Below are 19966 nucleotides of genomic sequence, written 5' to 3' on the forward strand. Positions count from 1 at the left end.
ATTTCAAGCCTGCTTATAAAGCATGAAAGACCTTTTTGTCGGTTGTACGCCCCAGAACCTCTGCAGAAACAAAGGCTTTTGAATGATGTCCACGCTGAACTCTTCTGATGGAACCCCGGCCAGCCGTTTTGCATTCGGCACGATGCAGTTCGGCGGGCGCGCAGATGCCGCGCAAAGTCAGGCCATGTACGATGCCTGCCGCGACGCGGGCCTAAACCATTTCGATACTGCATATGTATATACAGACGGACAGTCCGAAACTCTGCTGAGGAACATGATCCGGTCCGAGCGTGAAAGCCTGCTGATCGCGACAAAGGCCGGGTACACCGGCGGCGCAGGCGGTAAGAACATCAGGTCTCAGCTGGATGTGTCCCGTCAGAGGCTCAGACAGGACATGGTGGACATCCTGTATCTGCATCGGTTCGACCCCGACACCGATCTTGTCGAAACGATGGAATGTTTTGCCGAACTCAAGCAGGCAGGAAAAATCCGGTATGTCGGCTTGTCGAATTTTGCCGCCTGGCAGGTGATGAAGGCCGTAAGAATTGCTGCGGATTTCGATCTGAGCATTGATATCCTGCAACCGATGTACAGCCTTGTGAAACGACAGGCCGAGGTGGAAATCCTGCCGATGTGTGCGGATCAGAACATCACGGTGGCGGCCTATTCGCCGTTGGGTGGCGGTCTGCTGACTGGAAAGTATGCAAGCGGCGGCCAGGGTCGGTTGGCGGAAGACGACCGATATGCAGCGCGCTACGGGCAGGGCTGGATGTTTGACACGGCCAAATCGCTGACGGACCTCGCATCCGAAGAGGGGCTGGATCCGGCCACACTGGCCGTTTCATGGGTGGCGGCAAGCCCATTTGGCGCAACGCCGATCATTTCGGCGCGGAATGCGGAACAACTTGCCCCATCCCTAGCGGCGATGTCTCATACCATGTCCCCTGCTCTTTACGCCCGCGTGACGGCCCTGAGCCAACCACCTGCACCGGCAACGGACAGGCTGGAAGAGCAGTCATGATAGATTTTCTTGTGATCGGCGGCGGCATCGCGGGCCTCAGCGCGGGTGCACGACTGTCGGAACACGGGTCTGTTACGGTTCTCGAAGCTGAAGACGCGTTGGGCTATCACGCGTCGGGCCGTTCGGCGGCCTTGTTCGAGCAGGACTATGGATCGGAATCGGTGGTTCAACTGAACCGTGCAAGCGCCGATTTTCTGCACTCCAATAACGGTGGTTACCTCAGCCCTCGGGGGTTGCTTCTGGTCGGTGGACTGGATCAGCACGACCAGTTTGTGACAGACCTTGCGGAACTGGGCATGAATGAGACAAGCCCGGATGATGCGATTGACCGGGTGCCTATTCTGAACCGAAAGGTCGTCGGTTACGCCGCTATCAAGGAAGGCGCATTCGATATCGATACGGATCGGATGTTGCAGGATTTTGCCCGGATCATCCGCGCCAATGGCGGTGCGATTCTGACAAAAAGGCGGGTCGTTGAAATCCGCAAGGACCGCAATTGGATCGTCGAGGCAGGTGAGATCTTTGAAGCAGCCCATCTAGTCAATGCGGCTGGTGCCTGGGCCGACGTGATCGCGCAGCTGGCCGGAATTACACCCATTGGCCTGATCCCCCTGCGCCGATCCATGGCCCGCATTCCGGCACCCGGCGGACATGACGTCCGCGATTGGCCGATGATGCTGGGTGTCGGAGAGCGCTGGTACGCCAAGCCGGATGCCGGAAAGTTGCTGGTTTCTCCTGCCGATACCGACCCAGCTGAACCGCATGACGCCTATGCCGATGACATGGTGCTGGCCGAGGGTCTGGCCCGCTACGAAGAGATGGTGACCGAGCCGGTGACCCGGGTCGAAGCCAACTGGGCAGGGTTGCGCAGCTTTGCGCCGGATCGGACGTTGGTTCTGGGCCCTGAACCGTCGGACCCGACCTTTATCTGGTCCGCCGGACAAGGAGGGTACGGCATTCAGACAGCCCCGGCGGCGTCACGCCTCGTAACCGATCTTGTTGTGGGGACCGTGCCCGAGCTGGATGCCGCAACGATATCCACGCTGCGCCCGGACAGGTTGCGAACATGAAGGGCCGAAAACTCCCATCAAATGCCAGCGTCGCGACCCCCACCGATGGGGCCAGGATGGTTGCACCTGCGGCGACCCGGAATTCAGCCGCAATTTGCGATCTGCTTGAATCCGTGGCTCCGAAGAAGGGACGCGCACTGGAATTGGCCAGCGGAACCGGGCAGCACGTCTCTGCCTTTGCCCAGAGGCTTCCCGGTGTGGAATGGCAGCCGACAGAAATAGCCTCTGACCGGCGCGCCAGCATAGACGAGTATGCGCTTGGTCTGGAAAATGTGGCCCCGGCAACCGAACTGGATGCGACCATGCCGGGGTGGCACGCGAATTTCAGCGGCCAGCATCTAATAGTCCTGATTAACCTGCTGCACCTTATCAGTTGGACCGAGACTGAAACTCTGGTTTCCGAAACCAGTAAGGCACTCCTACCCGGTGGGCGTTTCGTGCTTTACGGCCCATTCAAGCGAAGTGGCGAATTTACCAGTGAAGGGGATGCCGCTTTTCACGCAACTCTGAGCGCCCAGGACCCTGAATCGGATACAAAGACGATGCCGATATTCTGGAACTGTTAAAGTCGGTCGGATTGGACCTGATCCAGATCGTCGGAATGCCAGCGAATAATCTGGCCTTTGTCGCTGAAAAGCGGGCGATCTGATCAAGATCAATACGTGCCCGGTGGAAATCCGTATGCATTCTCATTATGGAATGTATGAGGGATATCCGAATGACATGGCAAGAAAAGCTATCTGATACGCGCTCTGGCCTGCGCAATCTGAATAGCGCAATACCTGATACCGCGCGTGCTTTTGGCACTTTGGGGAAAGCCGTCAAAGAAGGCGGAACGCTGGATTACAAAGTCAAAGAATTCATAGCACTGGGCATGTCAATCGCCGTGCGGTGTGAACCCTGCATCTCTTTGCACACCGAGGCGCTGGTGAAAGCCGGGGCAACGCGCGAGGAAATCTCGGATGTCCTGTCAATGTCCGTCCAGATGGGCGGTGGCCCGTCCATGATGTATGCCGCCAAGGCACTGGAGTGTTACGACGAACTGGTCAGCTGACCGCCTAAAAAAAGGCCCCGGATTTGACCGGGGCCTTTGTTCGATCAACCGTCTTTGCGGATGACTTCGTTTTTTGGGTCGTAGGGGCTGTCGCAGGTGACGACCGCATCCCACAGCTTGTCCTGCATCTTGACCTGCAGCTTGGTGCCTTCGACCGCCAGCTCGGGCTTCACATAACCCATGCCGATGGATTTCTCGAAGGCCACCGAGTAGCCGCCCGAGGTCAGACGACCCACGCGCTCGCCTTCTGGTGTGTACAGCGCCTCTCGGCCCCATGGGTCCGCATCCGACGGACCGTCGATCAGCAGGGTACAACATTTCACACGCACGCCGGTTTCGACCATCTTGTCCTTGCCGTGGAACTCTTTGTTCAGATCGACAAAGCGCGGCAGGTCGGCCTCCAGCGGGTTTGCGTCACGGCCCAGTTCGTTGCCGAAGGCGCGATAGGATTTCTCCTGACGCAGCCAGTTCTGAGCGCGGGCGCCGACCAGCTTCATGCCATGCTTTTCACCGGCCTTCTCAAGCAGGTCGAACAGGTAGTTCTGCATCTCGATCGGGTGGTGCAGTTCCCAACCCAGCTCGCCGGTATAGGCCACGCGGATTGCGTTGACCGGGCACATGCCCAGTTCGATCTGACGGGCCGACAGCCACGGGAAGCGCTTGTTGGACAGTGCGGTTTCCGGGTCGGCGTCCTTGATGACCTCTTTCAGAACGTCACGCGACTTGGGTCCGGCGATGGCGAACACGCCCCACTGGGTGGTAACATCCTGGATCTCGATATAGCCGAACTCATCCATCTTGTCCTCGGCCGCCTTGCGCAGGAAGTCGGCGTCGTACTCGGTCCAGGCACCGGCGGAGACGATGTAGTAGTTGTTCTCGCCATTGCGGACGATGGTGTATTCGGTGCGGGTGGTACCGTGCGTTGTCAGCGCGTAAGTCAGGTTAATGCGACCGACCTTGGGCAGCTTGTTGCAGGTGAACCAATCCAGGAATTGAGTCGCACCGGGGCCTTTGACGACGTGCTTGGTGAAGGCGGTGGCGTCGATCAGGCCAACACCTTCGCGGATCGCTTTGGCCTCATCAACAGCATGTTGCCACCAACCGCCACGGCGGAACGAGCGAGCCTCTTTGTCGAAGTTTTCCGATGCGTCCAGCGGACCGAAATAGTTCGGGCGTTCCCAGCCGTTGACCCAGCCGAACTGCGCGCCACGTGCTTTCTGGCGATCATAGGCCGGTGCCGTGCGCAGCGGGCGGCAGGCTTCACGCTCTTCGTCCGGGTGGTGCAGGATGTAGACGTGCTCATAGCACTCTTCGTTCTTGCGGGCCGCAAACTCGGTGGTCATCCAGTTGCTGCTGTACCGCTTGGGGTCCAGCGAGGCCATGTCGATCTCGGCTTCGCCGTCAACCATCATCTGCGCCAGATAATAGCCGGTGCCGCCTGCAGCGGTGATACCGAACGAGAACCCTTCGGCCAGCCACATGTTACGCAGCCCCGGAGCCGGACCAACCAGCGGGTTGCCATCAGGGGTGTAGCAGATCGGGCCGTTGAAATCGTCTTTCAGACCGGATTCAGCGCAGGACGGCACGCGTTCGGCCATCGCCATGTACTGATCTGCGATCCGGTCCAGATCCAGCGGGAACAGGTCTGCGCGGAAGCTGTCCGGCACGCCATGTTCGAACTGCGCCGGCGCGCCGTGTTCATAGATGCCCAGAATCCAGCCGCCACGTTCCTCGCGGGCGTAGGATTCATTGTCTGCGTCGCGCACAACCGGATGTTCGGGGTTGCCCGCTTCACGCCATTTGACCAGCTCGGGGTCTTTGTCCATGACGATGAAGGTATGCTCGACCGGGATCGCGGGCATCTTGATGCCCAACATCTTGGCGGTTCGCTGCGCGTGGTTGCCCGATGCTGTCACGACATGTTCAGCAGTGATTACCACCTGCTCATCTGAAGGAACGAGGTTGCCGCCCTTTTCAACCATCTTGGTGCAGGTGACTTCCCAGTGAGTGCCGTTCCAGTGGAACGCATCGGCTTGCATTTTGCGAACGATGTCGACACCGCGCTGGCGAGCACCCTTGGCCATCGCTTGAGTAACGTCGGCCGGGTTAATATAACCGTCTTCGGTGTGGTAGATCGCGCCCTTCAGGTCCGAGGTCTCGATCAGCGGCCAACGCTCTTTGATCTGCTCGGGTGTCAGCCATTCGTAGGCGACATCGCAGGTCTCGGCGGTGGACGCATAGAGCATGTATTCGTCCATACGCTCTTGCGTCTGCGCCATGCGCAGGTTGCCGACCACTGCAAAGCCTGCGTTCAGGCCGGTTTCTTCCTCGAGCTGCTTGTAGAAGTCGACGGAGTATTTGTGGATGTGGGTTGTCGCATAGGACATGTTGAACAGCGGCAGCAGACCCGCCGCGTGCCAGGTCGAGCCCGACGTCAGCTCGTCCCGCTCGATCAGCATCACATCGTCCCAGCCCGCTTTGGCAAGGTGATAGGCGATCGAAGTCCCGACGGCACCGCCGCCAACAACCAGTGCTTTGACTTGGGTTTTCATATCCGGGCGTCTCCCCTTGAATTAAGTTGCCACCATATGGCGCAAATACGCAACTTTGCGTGACAACCATCCGACCAGTGGGGTTAAAAAAACGACGCGTTTCGGTTCGACCCGGTCAGTCTCCGAAACCTGAGCAGGTTTTTAGACTATCCCGAACAACGCAGGTGGCTGATCCGCCAACAAAACCACCCTTGTGGACCAGGACCGTGGCATTTTCCTCGGACGTTCCGGTCTGTTCGGATTTGCCGATAAATGACATCAGAGATGCAAACAGGTTGCTGATACCTGATCGGGCGTCAGCCTGCTGGGCATCACCACCTACGAGTTTGGAGAGTTCTCTGCGATACGCGGCCTGAAGCGCATCGCCAATTTCAGGAACCCGGCCATCGGTGAAATCAAACAGATCTGTGGGGAATCCGTTGTCCTGCGCAAGAGTGCTCAGCAGAAACGAAATGTCATCCGAATTCGCAAGCCTTTCTCCGGCGACTTCACCCTGCAGTTTCAGAAAGCGACCGCGCAGATCATTCATGTCCTGCGCCAGCGACACCTGATCGCCCTGCTGTACCGGAGCACCGCTACCGACAGACATGATCGGCTCGGACAACAAACCGTTCAGACCGTCGTAGTCTATTGTGCCAAGAATTTGGCCAATCGCGTCATCCGTGGCGCGTGCAACGACGATAATGTTCACCTCTTCGTCAAATCCAATTCGGCCTATGAACTTGCGAAGGTCATTCGGACCCAGCTCACTGGAATCTCCGTATGTGGCATACACAAACCCCACGCCGCCCAGAACGGCGTACCCTTGCTGCTGACCCGTGTAAAAGTTGCTTCCGGCAACTCGCTGAGCCATCAGACCGGTCAGAGAGTTGGCGTCGCCCGCCTCCTTCAACATAACCTCGACCCAGATCACTTCATCGCCGCGCTGGTAAACCCAGCCACGTTTGTCCTGCGCGACTGCGCGTTCTTCATCAGCGGAATCTCTGTTTCCGGTCGCGGCAACTTGTTCAGTATCGGCTTGCACTGCGGCGGCCGGATTGGTTTCAGTCAACCCGCTGTTATCACCGCTCAGCAGGCTACGCCTCTGCCATCCTTCGGGCGCAGTGGGCAGATATGATTGTCCACCCGCGTCCCATCGCGCTTGACGACTACGCTCGTCTTGCTGTGCGGCTTTCCCCGCGCGGAATACGCCTGCCCGTTCTTCGATGGTGCGCACATACTCTTCGAACGACAACCGCCCGTCCGACCTTTTGCCCTGCTGAAAATAGTCCAACACCACAAGAACAAGGCTGCATACCAAAGCAAATCCCAGGACACGCAATACGCCCATCTTTTTCTCCGAAACGGATTTCGACTTGCTTTCGTTTGGCACCGGATTCAGGCGAGGTTATGACGATCCATGGACATGTTTACGAAATCACAACAATCAGGGTTCATTCGCCCAGAATTTTCCCCGGATTCATGATGCCGTCCGGGTCCAGAGCGACCTTGATCGCAGCCATGAACCGCGTTGCTGCGCCCAACTCTTTGGCAAGATACGGTTTTTTCCCCTGACCTATGCCATGCTCTCCGGTGCAGGTTCCCTCCATCGAGATCGCGAGGTCGTTCAACCAACCCACGAATTCTTCTGCCTTTGCGATCTCATCCGCGTTATCCATATCGATCAGTAGCAAGGTATGGAAATTTCCATCTCCGACATGGCCCACCACGGGGGCAAGCAAGCCAAGTTCGGCCGCTTTGCCCTGCGCGGTCGTCACGCACTCGGCCAGACGTGAGATCGGAACGCAGACGTCGGTCGAAATACCCTTTGCACCAGGCCTGAGCAGCAGGCTGGCCCAGTACATGTCATGACGCGCCTGCCAAAGTTTGTTGCGTTCCTCAATTGTCGAGGTGGCCGCGAAATCTGTTCCACCGAACTCTTCGGCAATATTGCCAAAGGTCTCGGCCTGTTCGGAGACACCCGCATCCGATCCGTGAAATTCCAGCAAAAGCAACGGTGTTTCGGGAAGGTCCAGATTGGAATAGGCATTTGCCGCACTGACCGAGGTCTCGTCCAGCAACTCGATGCGGGCAACCGGGATGCCGTATTGGATCGTCATCATCACCGCCTGACAAGCTGCATCGACCGAAGGGAAAGAGCAGCGGGCCGAACTGATGGCTTCGGGAATGCCCTGAAGGCGCAGGGTGAGCTCCGTGATGACCCCCAGCGTTCCTTCGGCGCCAATCAACAGGCGGGTCAGATCATATCCAGCCGAGGATTTTCTGGCCCGTTGCCCGGTGCGGATAATCTGCCCGTCCGGCATCACGGCCTCAAGGCTCAGGATGTTGTCCTTCATGGTTCCATACCGCACGGCGTTGGTGCCGGAGGCGCGTGTCGCCGCCATCCCGCCCAGCGAGGCGTTGGCACCGGGGTCGATTGGAAAAAACAATCCCTGATCGCGCAGATAGGTATTCAGATCCTCGCGGGTCACGCCCGGCTGCACCACGCAGTCAAGATCGCCGACGTTCACCGCCAGAACCCTGTTCATCTGGCTCAGGTCGATGGAAATACCCCCGGCGGGCGCGTTCACGTGCCCTTCCAGGGACGTGCCCGTTCCAAACGGTATAACCGGTACTTTGTGCGCCGCGCAGGTTCTTACAATTTCTGACACTTCTTCGGTGGAATGTGGAAAGACAACCGCATCCGGGCTCTGATTGTTGATCCACGTGGTTGTGTGGCCGTGCTGTTCGCGAATGGCTGCCCCTGTCTGCAGGCGGTCTCCAAACTGCTGTTTGAGAACACCGACGACGGTTTCAATCCCGGTCTCGTTGCGCGGTAGTTCCGTTGCCTGCCCCATTTTTCTCTTCCCCTTCGATCACCACTCAGTCCCTTACATGAGTGAGTAAGAGGCTACCCGCCATTGGGCAATACCCACAAAAGCGGATCATCATTCGCCCAGCGCGATACCCTCTCTCCGAGGGTCGGCCCCACCATAAAGCCCATCTGTGATTTCGATCGCGTGCAGGCCCGATGTCAGATCCCGTGCGTTGACTTCGAACTCCAGTTCGGTCAGCGCCTCGGCCAGGGCTTCGGCGGATGTTCCCGCCTCGACGTCATAGGTGCCAAACCTGTTAACCAGATGCGGCAGGGACACGGCCTGCTGTACGTCCATACCCCAGTCTGCCCATGCGATGATCGATTTCGCGACATACCCAATGATCCGACTGCCGCCCGGAGAGCCAATCGCCAAAACGGGGCTTCCATCTTTCATCACGATCGTCGGGCTCATCGACGATCTTGGTCGCTTGCCGGGTTCCAGCCTGTTGGCGATGGGAACGCCATCCACATGCGTCCGGAATGAAAAATCGGTCAGTTCATTGTTGAGCAAGAATCCATTGGTCATCAGCCGGGAACCAAAAGCGTTTTCGATGGTCGTCGTCATCGACAGAACGTTGCCATACCCGTCCACGATGGAAATATGGGACGTCGATGGCAACTCCAGCGACTCGTCATCCGCCCAGAGCATGCCATGGTCGAACTCGGGGTTGCCGGGCCCGACCTCTTGCAGGGCAGCGTCACTTTCCAGCAACGCGCCGCGCTGAGCCAGATAGCCCGGATCAACCAGCCCCTTGGTTGGCATCGGTACGAAATCGCTGTCGGCCATGTACCGGCCGCGATCCGCAAATGCGAGGCGAGACGCATCCCCGATCAAACGCCATGCCTCATGGTTATCCGATCCAAGTCCAGCCAGTTCATAGCCGTTCAGCATTCCGAGAATCTGGCCGACCGTCAGCGCCCCAGAAGAGGGCGGCCCCATGCCGCAGACATCGTACACCCGGTAGGTCGCACAAACCGGCTCACGCTCGATCACCTGATAAAGCGCCAGATCCGTTCCCGACAGAACGCCCGGGTTTCCCGGGGCTGTGCGCACGGTCGTAACAATGGCCGAAGCGATCTCACCTCCATAAAAACCGGCAGCACCTTCAGCGGCCAATGTCCGTAGCGTTTGGCCATAGTCGGGGTTTTTCAGACGATCACCTTCGGCCAGCGGCACGCCATTGGGCAGAAAGTACTCTGCGGTTACCGGAAACCGAGACAACCGTTCAGCATCCGCTGCAACCAAACCCGCCAGTCTGGGTGAGACAAGAAATCCCTCTTCCGCCAACCGGGTGCCTTCCTGGAACAGCGCGGGCCAAGGCGTGCGGCCCCAGCGGCGATGTGCTTCTTCCAAAAGCGCTGGTGTGCCCGGCGTGCCGACGGAAAGCCCTCCGACAACGGCATCAAAGAACTTCAGCGGCTCTCCGTTTTCATCCTGAAACAGGGTTGGCGTCGCTTCGCGCGGCGCGGTTTCACGTGCGTCCAGCGTGGTCAAGGCGCCCGAGGCGGCGTCATACCAGACCAGAAAGGCCCCGCCCCCCAATCCCGAGGATTGCGGTTCAACCAGCCCAAGAACGACCTGAACGGCAACCATGGCATCCGCTGCAGTGCCACCGGCACGTAAAATTTCTGCCCCGGCCGCAACGGCGAGTGGATTGGCCGCCGAAACCATCCAGTTTTCGGCTTTGACTGGGGTACCGGCCGCCTTGGCCTCCAGCGCGGCCACTACCTCCTCTGTCAGGGCTTGCACCTGTCCTTCAGTGGCAGCTTCCGGGGAAACTGCATCAGCTGCTTCCTGCGCCAGAGAGGGCGAAATGGAAAACGCTGCCGAAAGAAGTAGTCCTGAAAAATACCTTAACCGCATTATTTCCTCCTATCGCCGGTCGGGCGTTCCGTATCGAAGGCGAAACTCCACATTTCATGGGAAACCTCTGCGCCCGGATAGGACGCTTTACAACATGGACGGCACCACCTGATCGGGCGGGCGATGGCCGTCTTCGAAGGTCTTGATATTGATGATGACCTTCTCGCCCATCTCGATCCGCCCCTCCAGCGTGGCCGAGCCCATGTGCGGCAACAGCACGACATTCGGCATTTGCCGCAACCGGGGGTTCACGCTGGTGCCGTGTTCATAAACGTCCAGCCCCGCCCCCGCGATCTCGCCCGATCGGATCATGCGGGTTAGCGCGTTTTCGTCGATCACTTCGCCACGCGATGTATTAACGATCACCGCCGATGGCTTCATCAGCTTCAGGCGGCGTGCGTTCATTAAATGAAAGGTCGATGGCGTCGACGGGCAGTTGACGGAAATCACGTCCATACGGGCAACCATCTGATCCAGGCTGTCCCAATAGGTCGCTTCAAATTCTTCCTCGATTTCCGGACGCAGCCTGCGGCGGTTGTGATAGTGCACCTGCATCCCGAACGCACTTGCCCTACGCGCCACGGCCTGACCGATCCGGCCCATTCCCAGTATGCCAAGACGCCGCCCGCCGATGCGTCCACCCAGCAATGCCGTCGGAGCCCAGCCTTCCCAATCGCCTTTTTGCATGATCCCCAGACCTTCGGGGATGCGCCGTGTAACCGCCAGAATCAGCGCCATGGTCATATCCGCCGTATCGTCGGTCAAAACACCCGGCGTGTTTGAAACAAGAATTCCGCGTTGGCGCGCGGTGGCAACGTCGATGTGGTCGACCCCTGCCCCGTAACTGGCGATCAACCTCAGGTTTTCACCGGCTTGCCCCAATAGCCCCGCATCGATCGTATCCGTGACGGTTGGAACCAGCACGTCGGCGTCGTTGACCGCCTCGACCAGCTCGTCCCGGGTCATTGGCGTGTCATCGTCGCGCAAACGCACATCGAAGAGTTCGCTTAATCGGGTTTCCACCGCTTCCGGCAACCGTCGCGTAACGACAACACTCAGACGTTCTCTTGGCACTTCAGCCCTCCCACTGCTTTGCAAACAGGCGCGCGTCATGGCATCGTGGCGCAGGATCAGGCGGGGCACAAGAACCCCGGGCGTTATTGGCGCAACCTTTTTTGAAACCGGATCAACAGGCACAAGAGCAGGCAGGCAGTGAGTCGCGCATTTTCGGTGGAACGCCAGTGTTTGGCGTTGATTTTCTCGTTTCTTTTTGCGTTTTGCGCGGTTGCCGCAAACGCAGAAGATAAACGTGGTCCTGTCACCAACCTTCCGTTACCCCGCTTTGTCTCGATGAAAGCTGCCGAAGGGAATGTCCGGCGAGGCCCGTCTTTGACGCATCGAATCGATTGGGTTTTCAAACGCCGCGACATGCCGCTGCAGATCACGGCGGAATATGGCAACTGGCGCAAGGTGCAGGATCGCGACGGGGCTGGTGGTTGGGTGCACTATGCGTTGCTGTCTGGTGTCCGAACCGTTCTCGTCGAGGACGAGATGTTGCCTGTCTACGCCGGACCCGACCCCAAGTCGCAAATCAATGCACATTTCGAGAACGGCGTGGTGGCCCGGCTGGGAACCTGCACGCTGGACTGGTGCCATATTTCAGCGGGCGGCTATCGCGGATGGGCTCTCAAGCAGGAACTCTGGGGGGTCGAGCCCGAAGAGCTTCGCGAATAGCACTGACGCAGCTCATCGGGGCGTTTGCGCTATGAACCGGTTGGTGACCTCGGCCAATTCAGCGCCGACATCTTCCTGCAGAAAATGTCCAGCGTCCGGCAGCAAAACATGCGGCTGACCGGCGGCCCCGGGGCACAGTTTTTGAAACACCTTGTCGACACCCGCCATGATACGGTCATCCGCACCAAACGCTGTCAGGACAGGCGTGTCGAGCGTGCGGATAACCTGCCAAACCTGCCGGTTTGGCTCAGACGCGGGATCGTCCGGACGATCCGGCACAAGCATCGGAAACTGCCGTGCACCTGACTTGAAACTCTCGTCGGGGTAAGGCGCGTCGTATGCGGCGACCTCATCATCCGTCAATTTCGACACCGTACCGCCAAAGACAATCCGACCGGCGGGAAACTCCGGAACCTCCTGACTGAAACTGCGCCATGAGGCAAACGCATCACCCAATGGCTGGTCACCCGTAGGCAGTGCGGTGTTGGCAACGACGATACGCGCAAAACGCTCGGGCATCTCAGCCCACAATCGCAATCCAATCAGCCCGCCCCAGTCCTGACAGACCAGCGTGATCTGTTTCAGATCGAGCTTGCGGAGCACCTCTCCCATCCAGAAAACATGACGCTCATACGTATAGTCGCTGCGTTGGGCGGGTTTGTCCGATCGTCCAAAGCCGACCAAATCAGGGGCTACGGCACGGTGACCAGCAGCCGTGAATTTGGGTATCATGTGTCGGTACAAATAGGACCAGCTGGGTTCACCATGCATCATGAGAACCGGCGCGGCCTGCGCTGGTCCTTCGTCAACGTAGTGAACCCGCAGCGTTCCGCCTTCGGTATCGTTTACTTCCACATAGTTCGGCGCGAAATCATAATCGGCCAAACCTTCAAAGCGCTGATCGGGTGTACGCAGCGTTTTCATGTCGGTCTCTCCCTCTCACCATTCTGACCCTAGCATTCGCCGCTTGCACCGCTAGTGTGAACGTAACGACACTCCGGGGGTGAAAATGAAGGCTGTAACCTATCGTGAATTCGGTACTGCCGGCGACGTCCTGCAGTTAGAAGAGCTTGAACTTGTTCCACCGGGTCATGGAGAGGTCGTCGTCGACCTCGCTTATTCCGGCGTGAATCCGTCCGATGTTAAGGCCCGATCCGGCGCCCGTCCCGGCGTTACAAAGCCACCTTTCCCGATCATTATCCCTCATAGCGATGGGGCCGGTGTCATCTCTGAGGTTGGACCCGATGTTTCCCGATCACGAATTGGCGAGAGGGTTTGGATATGGAATGGCCAATGGAAACGGGGGTTTGGGACGGCTGCCGAAAAGATCACCCTGCCATCGGAACAGGCCGTCAGCCTGCCCGATCAGGTTTCCCTGCAAACAGGTGCCGTACTGGGAATTCCGGGCCTGACGGCCAGCCACACTGTATTTTCCGGAGGTGAAGTCGAGGGGCAGACTGTTTTGATCCACGGTGGATCGGGAACAGTTGGTTATCTGGCGGTGCAGCTGGCGAAATGGGGCGGTGCAAGGGTCATTTCCACTGCCTCCCGGCACAATCTGGACCGAGTTGCCTCAGCCGGGGCCGATGCGGTTCTGGACTACACCTCTCCGGATCTGGAGCACCAGATTCTCGACGCAAACGGTGGCAAGACGGTCTCTCGAATCGTCGACGTGGAATTCGGCAAAAACGCCGAGATCAATTCGGCCGTGATCTCCGAAAATGGCCGCATAAACGCCTACGGATCGGCACTGGAAATGGCGCCGGTGCTTCCATTCTATCCCTTGATGTTTAAAGCGGTAACGCTGGAGATGGTGTTGGTTTACCTCCTGCCCGCCGACCAACGGGTCGCTGCCGCAGAGCGATTGAACACCGCGCTGAAATCCGGCGCCCTGAACTGCCCGATACAATCGGTGTACAAGCTACGGGAGTGCGCTGCTGCCCATGAGGCCGTCGAGGCTGGAAGCCGTCTGGGCGCTATTCTTCTGGAAACGTCGGGATGAAGAAAAAATATTTCTGAGCGGCTCATTTTTTTGAGAAGTGGGCCTTGATCCCCCCGAACAAGAGTCGTAGATAGCCGCTCACCGTTGGGGTGTAGCCAAGTGGTAAGGCAGCGGTTTTTGGTACCGTGTATCGTAGGTTCGAATCCTACCACCCCAGCCATCTTTTCCAGAAAAGTTTATCGTCCGGTGTGATACGTAACTTGACCGGCTTGAAACACGACTTTTGTAGGGCAAGAACGCAACTTTTGCCAATCTTGACGGTTTTAGCGGGTGGTTGTCAGCTTATTAGGCTGGTTTCCTCGTCTCCAGGAACTGCCGCGGTACATGAAGTCTGATGGCTCTGGATTCCTTACCCAAAACGGGAAACGGTGCTGTGGTGCGATCTAGCAAATCAGCCCCTCGCTACAGACGCAGAATTTAGGGCTGGTCGAGTTTGCACTTTGCGCAGCAAACCCGCCACTCAATTCGAGATATTGAACGGCGGGTTCTGGTATTTAGTCATGACCAGGAATGAACTTCACCCGTGTTGCGAGGTGTCCCACCAATGCGGTTGCATGAACAGTGGGATAGCCACGGTCTTGCCACTCAGTTTCTCTACTGATCCTTTTGTCAGCTCAAGCGCCATCCACGCCTCTGGTGCGGTCATCAGCTCCGGGAATGGCGTTTGCTTGTCCGTTGGGACAAACCCATATCTGGGGTAAAACGTCGGGACGCCCAGCACGAACACTGCATCCGTCCCAACGGAACTCAGATGTTCAATGCTCGCCTCCATGATCTCTTTCCCAACGCCGCAGCCCTGATACTCAGGCAGCACTCCGCAAGGTGCCAGCAGGTAACAATTTACGTCTGGGTGGTCTACGAAGTTAAACGGAGTGAAAAGCACGTTGCCTACGATCTTCCCCTCGCGTCTGGCGCTGATAGAAATCGTGTCCGCGAGGCCGAGGAAGTTTTCGGCAAGCCGAGCGATGTCGTCGCCTTCATCTTTTCCGAATGCCAGCCGGTGGACTTCAATAATGGCGTCAATATCTGCTTGTTTCACGGTTCTTTCCTATCTTTGATTCATTTGGGCGCGCACGGATTTGATCCCCAACGCGGAGGCGCGGTAGGGATGACCATTCTTCGAGTGAATGAAGCGCTTTTTCAGCAAGCGTTGGAAAACGCTGAGAGTGCAGTCGGACAGCACATAGCCGTCACGCGTATAGCAAGTGACGTCATGGACTTTTCCGTTATCCAGGCGTTCGAAGTGTATCGACCCGCCAAGGGCGAGTTCGTGCAAAACACGTTGCTCGTGCTTTGAGATATTCATTGTGATGTCTCGATTTTACGAAAGTACAACAACAGGACACTCAGCATCGCGCGTGAGTGTGTCCATCAATGTTGGTGTTCCTGAATTTGGGTCGCCAGGAACGGGCGTTAGGCCCGGGTCTCTTTCATAAAATCTCCGTTGTGTGAGGCGCACCGCCTCATACGTTTGGCGCACATAGGCCCTCAAGCGAGACAGGTCAATATCTCTTAAGTTCCGAGTGCCTTATTTTGAGCAGTCGTGCGTACCACTTTCCGCATGCGCCAGCACCCAATCGACACCTCGCAAAAAGTCGTCGATTGTTAATGGGTTGTCTTCGGCGCTGGATGCGGAGAGCACAAATCCATGTGTGTAGTCGATGAGAAGATGCAAAAGCACATCATTCTTGTCACCACCATCGAGCTCCTGCGCACAGGCCCGCAGCCTATCAGTGATTTCCAAGAGGTCTTTGCTGATGAGAGTGACATCTTCCAGAACTGCGCGCAGTAGGTTGGCATTCGACAAGGCCCGAAGATAGTAGGCACTTAGTATGCTACGCGCTTTCGCGCTTGCTCCTTCTTCAACTGTGCCTTGAAGCGTGTTCGCAAAGGCCAGTTCAACCAAGTCGGCCAGCAGCTTTCGCTTGCTGCCAGAATGGTAAGTTACGGCCATCGGCGTGACCTTGAGCTTATCCGCAAGAGCTCGAAACGAAAGCGCGCCCGCGCCCTGCTTCTGAACAATGGGTAACGCAGTTTGCAGGATAAGCTGTTTAGACAGACGTTCTTTTGATTTTTTAGGCCGTCCGACGGTAGGTGTATTGGTCATGCACTTTGCACTTTGTACATCAGATCGACCATACCTGATGGAAAGGGTTTGGCAGAGATCAGTTCAAGATCAACATCGCCGTCTGTTTCGCCAAAGATGCGAATGCCATCACCCAGTAGAATGGGCACCAAGGTAATCTTCATGTCTTGAACAAATCCGGCTTGAAGGAACGACCGAATGATCGCGCCGCCATCGACATAAACGCGCTCGTAACCGCGCTGGTGAAAGATCTCCCATAACTCTTCTGGACTTGCGATCGAGAACTCTACTTTGTCACGCAAATGTTGAGGCAAATCCTGTTTCGTCATGGATCGGCTGAGTACCACAACGGGTTTCTCATATGGCCATTCACCAAATCCCAGAACAGTTCGCAACGATCCTGTTCCCATAACAAGGGCATCAACACTGTCCATAAACTCGAAGAACCCGTGGTCTTCATTTTCTGCAGGCTGCTTGTTCAACCAATCGAGCGAATGGTCTTTTCTGGCAACGAAACCGTCGAGGCTCATGGCCATCATGATGTGTCCGGTCGGCATGGCATCCTCCGTTTAATAATATTTATACATCGTATAATTAAATAGGGCAAAGCCTGCGACTTGATCCCATCAGATACGACGCTTCAATGAAGAAAGTGGACACTCGCCCACCCAATGACCCAGTTGAAACGGCTTGGAAGCGATGCAGCATTGGACTGCCGTTGTCCTTTTTTCCGTTCTCCCAAGGTTCCTGGCTTGATATAGGCCGTCTTGGCACCGACAACTGCGCAAAAAATTTTGAGAAAGAGCAATTAATCTGACCATCTGGTATTCTAGATTAACCGCTATAGGTCGCCCCACCCCGCCGCCTTCTCATTTCGAACGCCGCAACACTTTGTTTTGCAGTTTCTAACCTCTCAACGCGGAGAAAATCAGAGAACGAGGCGTGGCGATGCGTAACAAGTCGATTTAATCTGGAACGACCTCCGATACCCCTAATCGCACTTCACTTATCCAATTCATTCCCCCAGATCGCGATTCAGTCACAGGCTGCCGTCACAATCATTTCTACTTTCAATACGCTGCGAGCAAGCTTGGACTCTCCACACGCACGGGCTGGAGCGTGGCCTTCTGGCACCCAAGCGTCCCAAACGGCATTCATTTCGGCAAAATCTGCCATGTCGGCCAGCCAGATTTCGCACTTCAAAATACGGGTCTTGTCACTGCCTGCTTTGGCCAACAGATCTTCAACCTTGGCTAGAATGTCGCGTGTTTGGTCACTTACCGTAGGCGCGTCCGAGGTCTGGCCGCATAGATAGGCAACACCGTTATGTTTGACGATCCGGCTCATGCGCTGGCCGGTTTCGATCCGAGTGATAGTCATGTCTTATTTCCTTCCAGTTGAGGAACCTTAGAGGGATTTTCGCCTACCCAAATGCTCAAGTGGTTAGGCTTTTGGGGCTGTTTGGTCCGGTTTTTTGATGGGGTGTGTTTCAACTCGTTTTGGCACCAAAAGAGTGCAGGCAACTCGCCTGTGTGCGACATAGAAACTTTCTGCCCAGTTGGATTTCTCTCGCACTTACCAAACTCAACAACCCCACGAAGGTTTTGCGGAGTAGACAGGATCAAGGAAGATACCTTCGGTGCGCGGCATTTTCTCAAAGGCCGCGCGGGTCATTCCACTCAGTTTCCCCATATCCTGTGCAATACCGCTGAGACCTTATGTCCAAGGCATGATACCGGCATAGGTTTCGCGCGTTGCAACGGCATGCGCCATCTGCGCCAGTGTCGTCAAATCGAAGACCGGAAGTTGCAGTTCTTGCTGAAGCCGCGCGGCATATGGCGGCAAGTCGGTACACTCCAATACCAACGACCGCATCCCCGGTGATCGATGTCTAAGTCGCCGTGCGGCCTCAAGAACTTCAGCCTCGATCAAATCTGTGTCCATGCGGGTCCGCGTATTCCGCAAGATCACTTCAGCGAATTCGCTGGTGTCCTCCAATCCCTGAACCGCAACGGGAATACCAGCCGCTCCGACACCTTCGAAATGCCTCGGTGTCAGCGCAGACGCATCGGCTGTCAATACACCCACCGGCGCGTTTGCCCCGGTCATGTGAAATGCCAAAGGGACCTGGATCAGGCTGGATGCAAACACAGGCACGGAAACGGCTGCGGCGAGTTCTTTTTGAAACAAAGCCAGAAAACCGCAGCTTCCGGTGATGGCTCGAACTCCCTCTGCCTCAAGTCGTTTTGCGCCCTCAATAAAAGGAGCTAGCAACTCGGGCGTTGGGTTGTTTAGCAGGGTTGGGACTGTGATGCCGTCGATCATTTCATAGAGTACAGGAAACGGAAGGCTGGACGGGTTCTTGATATGACCCGGCGGTTTTGGGAAATAACTTTCAAGGCACAAAACCCCGATTGAGGCCCCGCAGATGTTCTGGCCACCTTCATAAATTGGCATGGCGCTTAAGTCCTTTCGAATTAGAGATTTAGAAGCGGGCCAGCGAGAATGGGTCCAGGTTTATATTTGGGCTGCGACCAGACACGAGGTCCGCCACAAGTTCCCCTGTTTTCGGTGCCATCATCAGGCCGTAGTGAGAATGCCCAAACGCGGTGTAGAGCCCTTCTTTGCCATTGAGCTGTCCAATCGCGGGCAAGCTGTCGGGAAAGGAAGGACGCCGGCCCATCCAAAACTGCGCTTCGCCTGTATTGAGGTCCGGCACCAAAGACTTGGCTTGATCAGTCAGTATCTGTTCTTTTCGGGGATCGGCTGGGGCATCGACGCTTCCGAATTCGGCCGTGCCAGCAACCCTTAGGCCGTCTTGCATCGAACTTGCGACGACCTTTGCATCCACATCCATGACCGAATTGTTCAGCACGGCTGAAGGGTTTGGGAACTCAACATGGTAGCCCCGCTCAGCTACAAGGGGCACGGGTAGCCCAAGGGGTTTCAGCAGGTCGGCAGACCACACTCCGGCCGCTAGGACGACATGGTGTGCATTCAACGTGTCTTGCGACGTGAAAATTTGCCAGGCGCCGTCCTCGGCACGGGTCAGGTTGCTGACTTCTGCTCGCACGAATTCAGCCCCTTGCGCACGCGCTTTGTCGGCCAGAACAGCACCCAAACGCCCCGGAGAAATTGCACGCGCCTGGCCTTTAATTACAATCGCCGCCTTGAACTCCTCTGACAACGCAGGTTCCATGCGCCGCAGTTCAGCGCCGTCGACACGCTCCAACTCACCACCTTTTTCCCGGCGGATTTGATAACCAAGCTCGTCCATATCAGCCTGGTCAGGGTTGCGGAACGCGTGGATGTAATAGCTGTCCGCGATAAGCTGTTCGTGCCCAGTGCCTTGGAGATGCCGACGGTACAGATCAATGGACGGACGACACAAAATCTCCATCGCATCCGAAACTTCGCGCACAGACTTTTCGCTGGACTTGCCCAGAAAGCGCATCCCCCACGGGATCATCTTAGGCCAGAATGACGCCCTGACCGACAGCGCACTTTTTGGGTCCAGCAGCATTTGGGGGAGTTTCTTCCAAATGCCTGGTACTGCTTGCGGAATGATCGACCAGGGCGACACCACGCCAGCATTGCCGAATGAGGTTTCCTGCCCCGGGTCGCCCCGGTCCAAAAGGCGGACCGGTATGCCTCGTTCCTGAAGCGATAGTGCGCAACAGATGCCGACGATCCCTGCGCCTATGATGGTGACTTGCTCTGTCATCG

18 protein-coding genes, 1 tRNA gene and 1 pseudogene are annotated in these 19966 nt (G+C 56.9%); 7 read left to right on the forward strand and 13 right to left on the reverse strand.

Annotated features, from left to right (window positions below):
- Window positions 1-82 precede the first annotated feature (82 nt).
- From ACR0NW_RS05175 to ACR0NW_RS05190, 4 genes and pseudogenes are all read left to right on the forward strand, one after another.
- Window positions 83-1021 carry an aldo/keto reductase gene (locus tag ACR0NW_RS05175; protein ID WP_480448539.1) on the forward strand — a complete coding sequence of 313 codons (939 nt, stop codon included), beginning with the start codon at window positions 83-85 and terminating at the stop codon, window positions 1019-1021.
- Window positions 1018-2091 carry an NAD(P)/FAD-dependent oxidoreductase gene (locus ACR0NW_RS05180; protein ID WP_480448537.1) on the forward strand — a complete coding sequence of 358 codons (1074 nt, stop codon included), beginning with the start codon at window positions 1018-1020 and terminating at the stop codon, window positions 2089-2091. The genes ACR0NW_RS05175 and ACR0NW_RS05180 overlap by 4 nt, the downstream gene beginning before the upstream one ends.
- Window positions 2088-2740, forward strand: a pseudogene (locus ACR0NW_RS05185) (DUF938 domain-containing protein). The gene ACR0NW_RS05180 and the pseudogene ACR0NW_RS05185 overlap by 4 nt, the downstream one beginning before the upstream one ends.
- Window positions 2741-2809: 69 nt before the next feature.
- Entirely contained in the window at window positions 2810-3145 is a 336-nt protein-coding gene (locus tag ACR0NW_RS05190; protein ID WP_480448536.1) for a carboxymuconolactone decarboxylase family protein, read from the forward strand.
- 44 nt (window positions 3146-3189) lie between these two features.
- Here ACR0NW_RS05190 and ACR0NW_RS05195 read toward each other — a convergent pair whose 3' ends face one another.
- The 5 genes from ACR0NW_RS05195 to ACR0NW_RS05215 all read right to left on the reverse strand — a co-directional run bounded on the left by ACR0NW_RS05195 (window position 3190) and on the right by ACR0NW_RS05215 (window position 11492).
- Window positions 3190-5697, reverse strand: coding sequence for a GcvT family protein (locus ACR0NW_RS05195; RefSeq protein WP_480448535.1), 2508 nt, complete (start codon window positions 5695-5697; stop codon window positions 3190-3192).
- A 115-nt stretch (window positions 5698-5812) separates the two neighbouring features.
- Window positions 5813-7027 (reverse strand): hypothetical protein, encoded by a 1215-nt coding sequence (locus ACR0NW_RS05200; RefSeq protein ID WP_480448534.1) that lies wholly within the window; start codon window positions 7025-7027, stop codon window positions 5813-5815.
- Between the two features lie 103 nt (window positions 7028-7130).
- A complete protein-coding gene (locus tag ACR0NW_RS05205) occupies window positions 7131-8534 on the reverse strand; it encodes an FAD-binding oxidoreductase (protein ID WP_480448533.1) in 1404 nt (467 codons plus the stop codon).
- Window positions 8535-8624: 90 nt separating this feature from the next.
- A complete protein-coding gene (gene ggt / locus ACR0NW_RS05210) occupies window positions 8625-10418 on the reverse strand; it encodes a gamma-glutamyltransferase (RefSeq protein ID WP_480448532.1) in 1794 nt (597 codons plus the stop codon).
- Between the two features lie 87 nt (window positions 10419-10505).
- Window positions 10506-11492: a 2-hydroxyacid dehydrogenase gene (locus ACR0NW_RS05215; protein WP_170651095.1), complete on the reverse strand. Its 987-nt coding sequence runs from the start codon at window positions 11490-11492 to the stop codon at window positions 10506-10508.
- Between the two features lie 171 nt (window positions 11493-11663).
- On the opposite strand from ACR0NW_RS05215, the gene ACR0NW_RS05220 reads away from it, so the two are divergent.
- Window positions 11664-12152, forward strand: a complete 489-nt coding sequence (locus tag ACR0NW_RS05220) for an SH3 domain-containing protein (protein WP_480449583.1) — start codon at window positions 11664-11666, stop codon at window positions 12150-12152.
- Window positions 12153-12164: 12 nt separating this feature from the next.
- On the opposite strand, the gene ACR0NW_RS05225 is transcribed toward ACR0NW_RS05220, so the two are convergent.
- The gene (locus ACR0NW_RS05225) at window positions 12165-13076 is read right to left on the reverse strand and encodes a haloalkane dehalogenase (protein WP_480448530.1); all 912 of its coding nucleotides are present in this window, start codon (window positions 13074-13076) and stop codon (window positions 12165-12167) included.
- Window positions 13077-13161: 85 nt separating this feature from the next.
- Here ACR0NW_RS05225 and ACR0NW_RS05230 point away from each other — a divergent pair, with 85 nt between their 5' ends.
- Together ACR0NW_RS05230 and ACR0NW_RS05235 are read left to right on the forward strand one after the other, a co-directional pair.
- Entirely contained in the window at window positions 13162-14154 is a 993-nt protein-coding gene (locus ACR0NW_RS05230; RefSeq protein ID WP_480448529.1) for an NADPH:quinone reductase, read from the forward strand.
- 85 nt (window positions 14155-14239) lie between these two features.
- Window positions 14240-14314: transfer RNA gene (locus ACR0NW_RS05235), tRNA-Gln, on the forward strand.
- Window positions 14315-14671: 357 nt separating this feature from the next.
- On the opposite strand, the gene ACR0NW_RS05240 is transcribed toward ACR0NW_RS05235, so the two are convergent.
- The 7 genes from ACR0NW_RS05240 to ACR0NW_RS05270 form a co-directional block, all read right to left on the reverse strand.
- Window positions 14672-15193: a GNAT family N-acetyltransferase gene (locus ACR0NW_RS05240; RefSeq protein WP_480448527.1), complete on the reverse strand. Its 522-nt coding sequence runs from the start codon at window positions 15191-15193 to the stop codon at window positions 14672-14674.
- Between the two features lie 9 nt (window positions 15194-15202).
- Window positions 15203-15460 carry a YjhX family toxin gene (locus tag ACR0NW_RS05245; protein ID WP_170651111.1) on the reverse strand — a complete coding sequence of 86 codons (258 nt, stop codon included), beginning with the start codon at window positions 15458-15460 and terminating at the stop codon, window positions 15203-15205.
- A gap of 222 nt (window positions 15461-15682) precedes the next feature.
- Window positions 15683-16261 carry a TetR/AcrR family transcriptional regulator gene (locus tag ACR0NW_RS05250; RefSeq protein ID WP_480448526.1) on the reverse strand — a complete coding sequence of 193 codons (579 nt, stop codon included), beginning with the start codon at window positions 16259-16261 and terminating at the stop codon, window positions 15683-15685.
- Window positions 16258-16797, reverse strand: coding sequence for a dihydrofolate reductase family protein (locus tag ACR0NW_RS05255; RefSeq protein WP_480448525.1), 540 nt, complete (start codon window positions 16795-16797; stop codon window positions 16258-16260). The genes ACR0NW_RS05250 and ACR0NW_RS05255 overlap by 4 nt, the downstream gene beginning before the upstream one ends.
- Before the next feature lie 478 nt (window positions 16798-17275).
- On the reverse strand, window positions 17276-17620 hold the full coding sequence (locus tag ACR0NW_RS05260) for a RidA family protein (RefSeq protein WP_170651114.1): 345 nt from the start codon (window positions 17618-17620) through the stop codon (window positions 17276-17278).
- 336 nt (window positions 17621-17956) lie between these two features.
- A complete protein-coding gene (locus tag ACR0NW_RS05265) occupies window positions 17957-18697 on the reverse strand; it encodes an aspartate/glutamate racemase family protein (protein ID WP_480448524.1) in 741 nt (246 codons plus the stop codon).
- Window positions 18698-18725: 28 nt separating this feature from the next.
- Window positions 18726-19964 (reverse strand): NAD(P)/FAD-dependent oxidoreductase, encoded by a 1239-nt coding sequence (locus ACR0NW_RS05270; RefSeq protein WP_480448523.1) that lies wholly within the window; start codon window positions 19962-19964, stop codon window positions 18726-18728.
- Window positions 19965-19966 lie beyond the last annotated feature (2 nt).

It is taken from the genome of Ruegeria sp. CF5 (assembly GCF_056537325.1).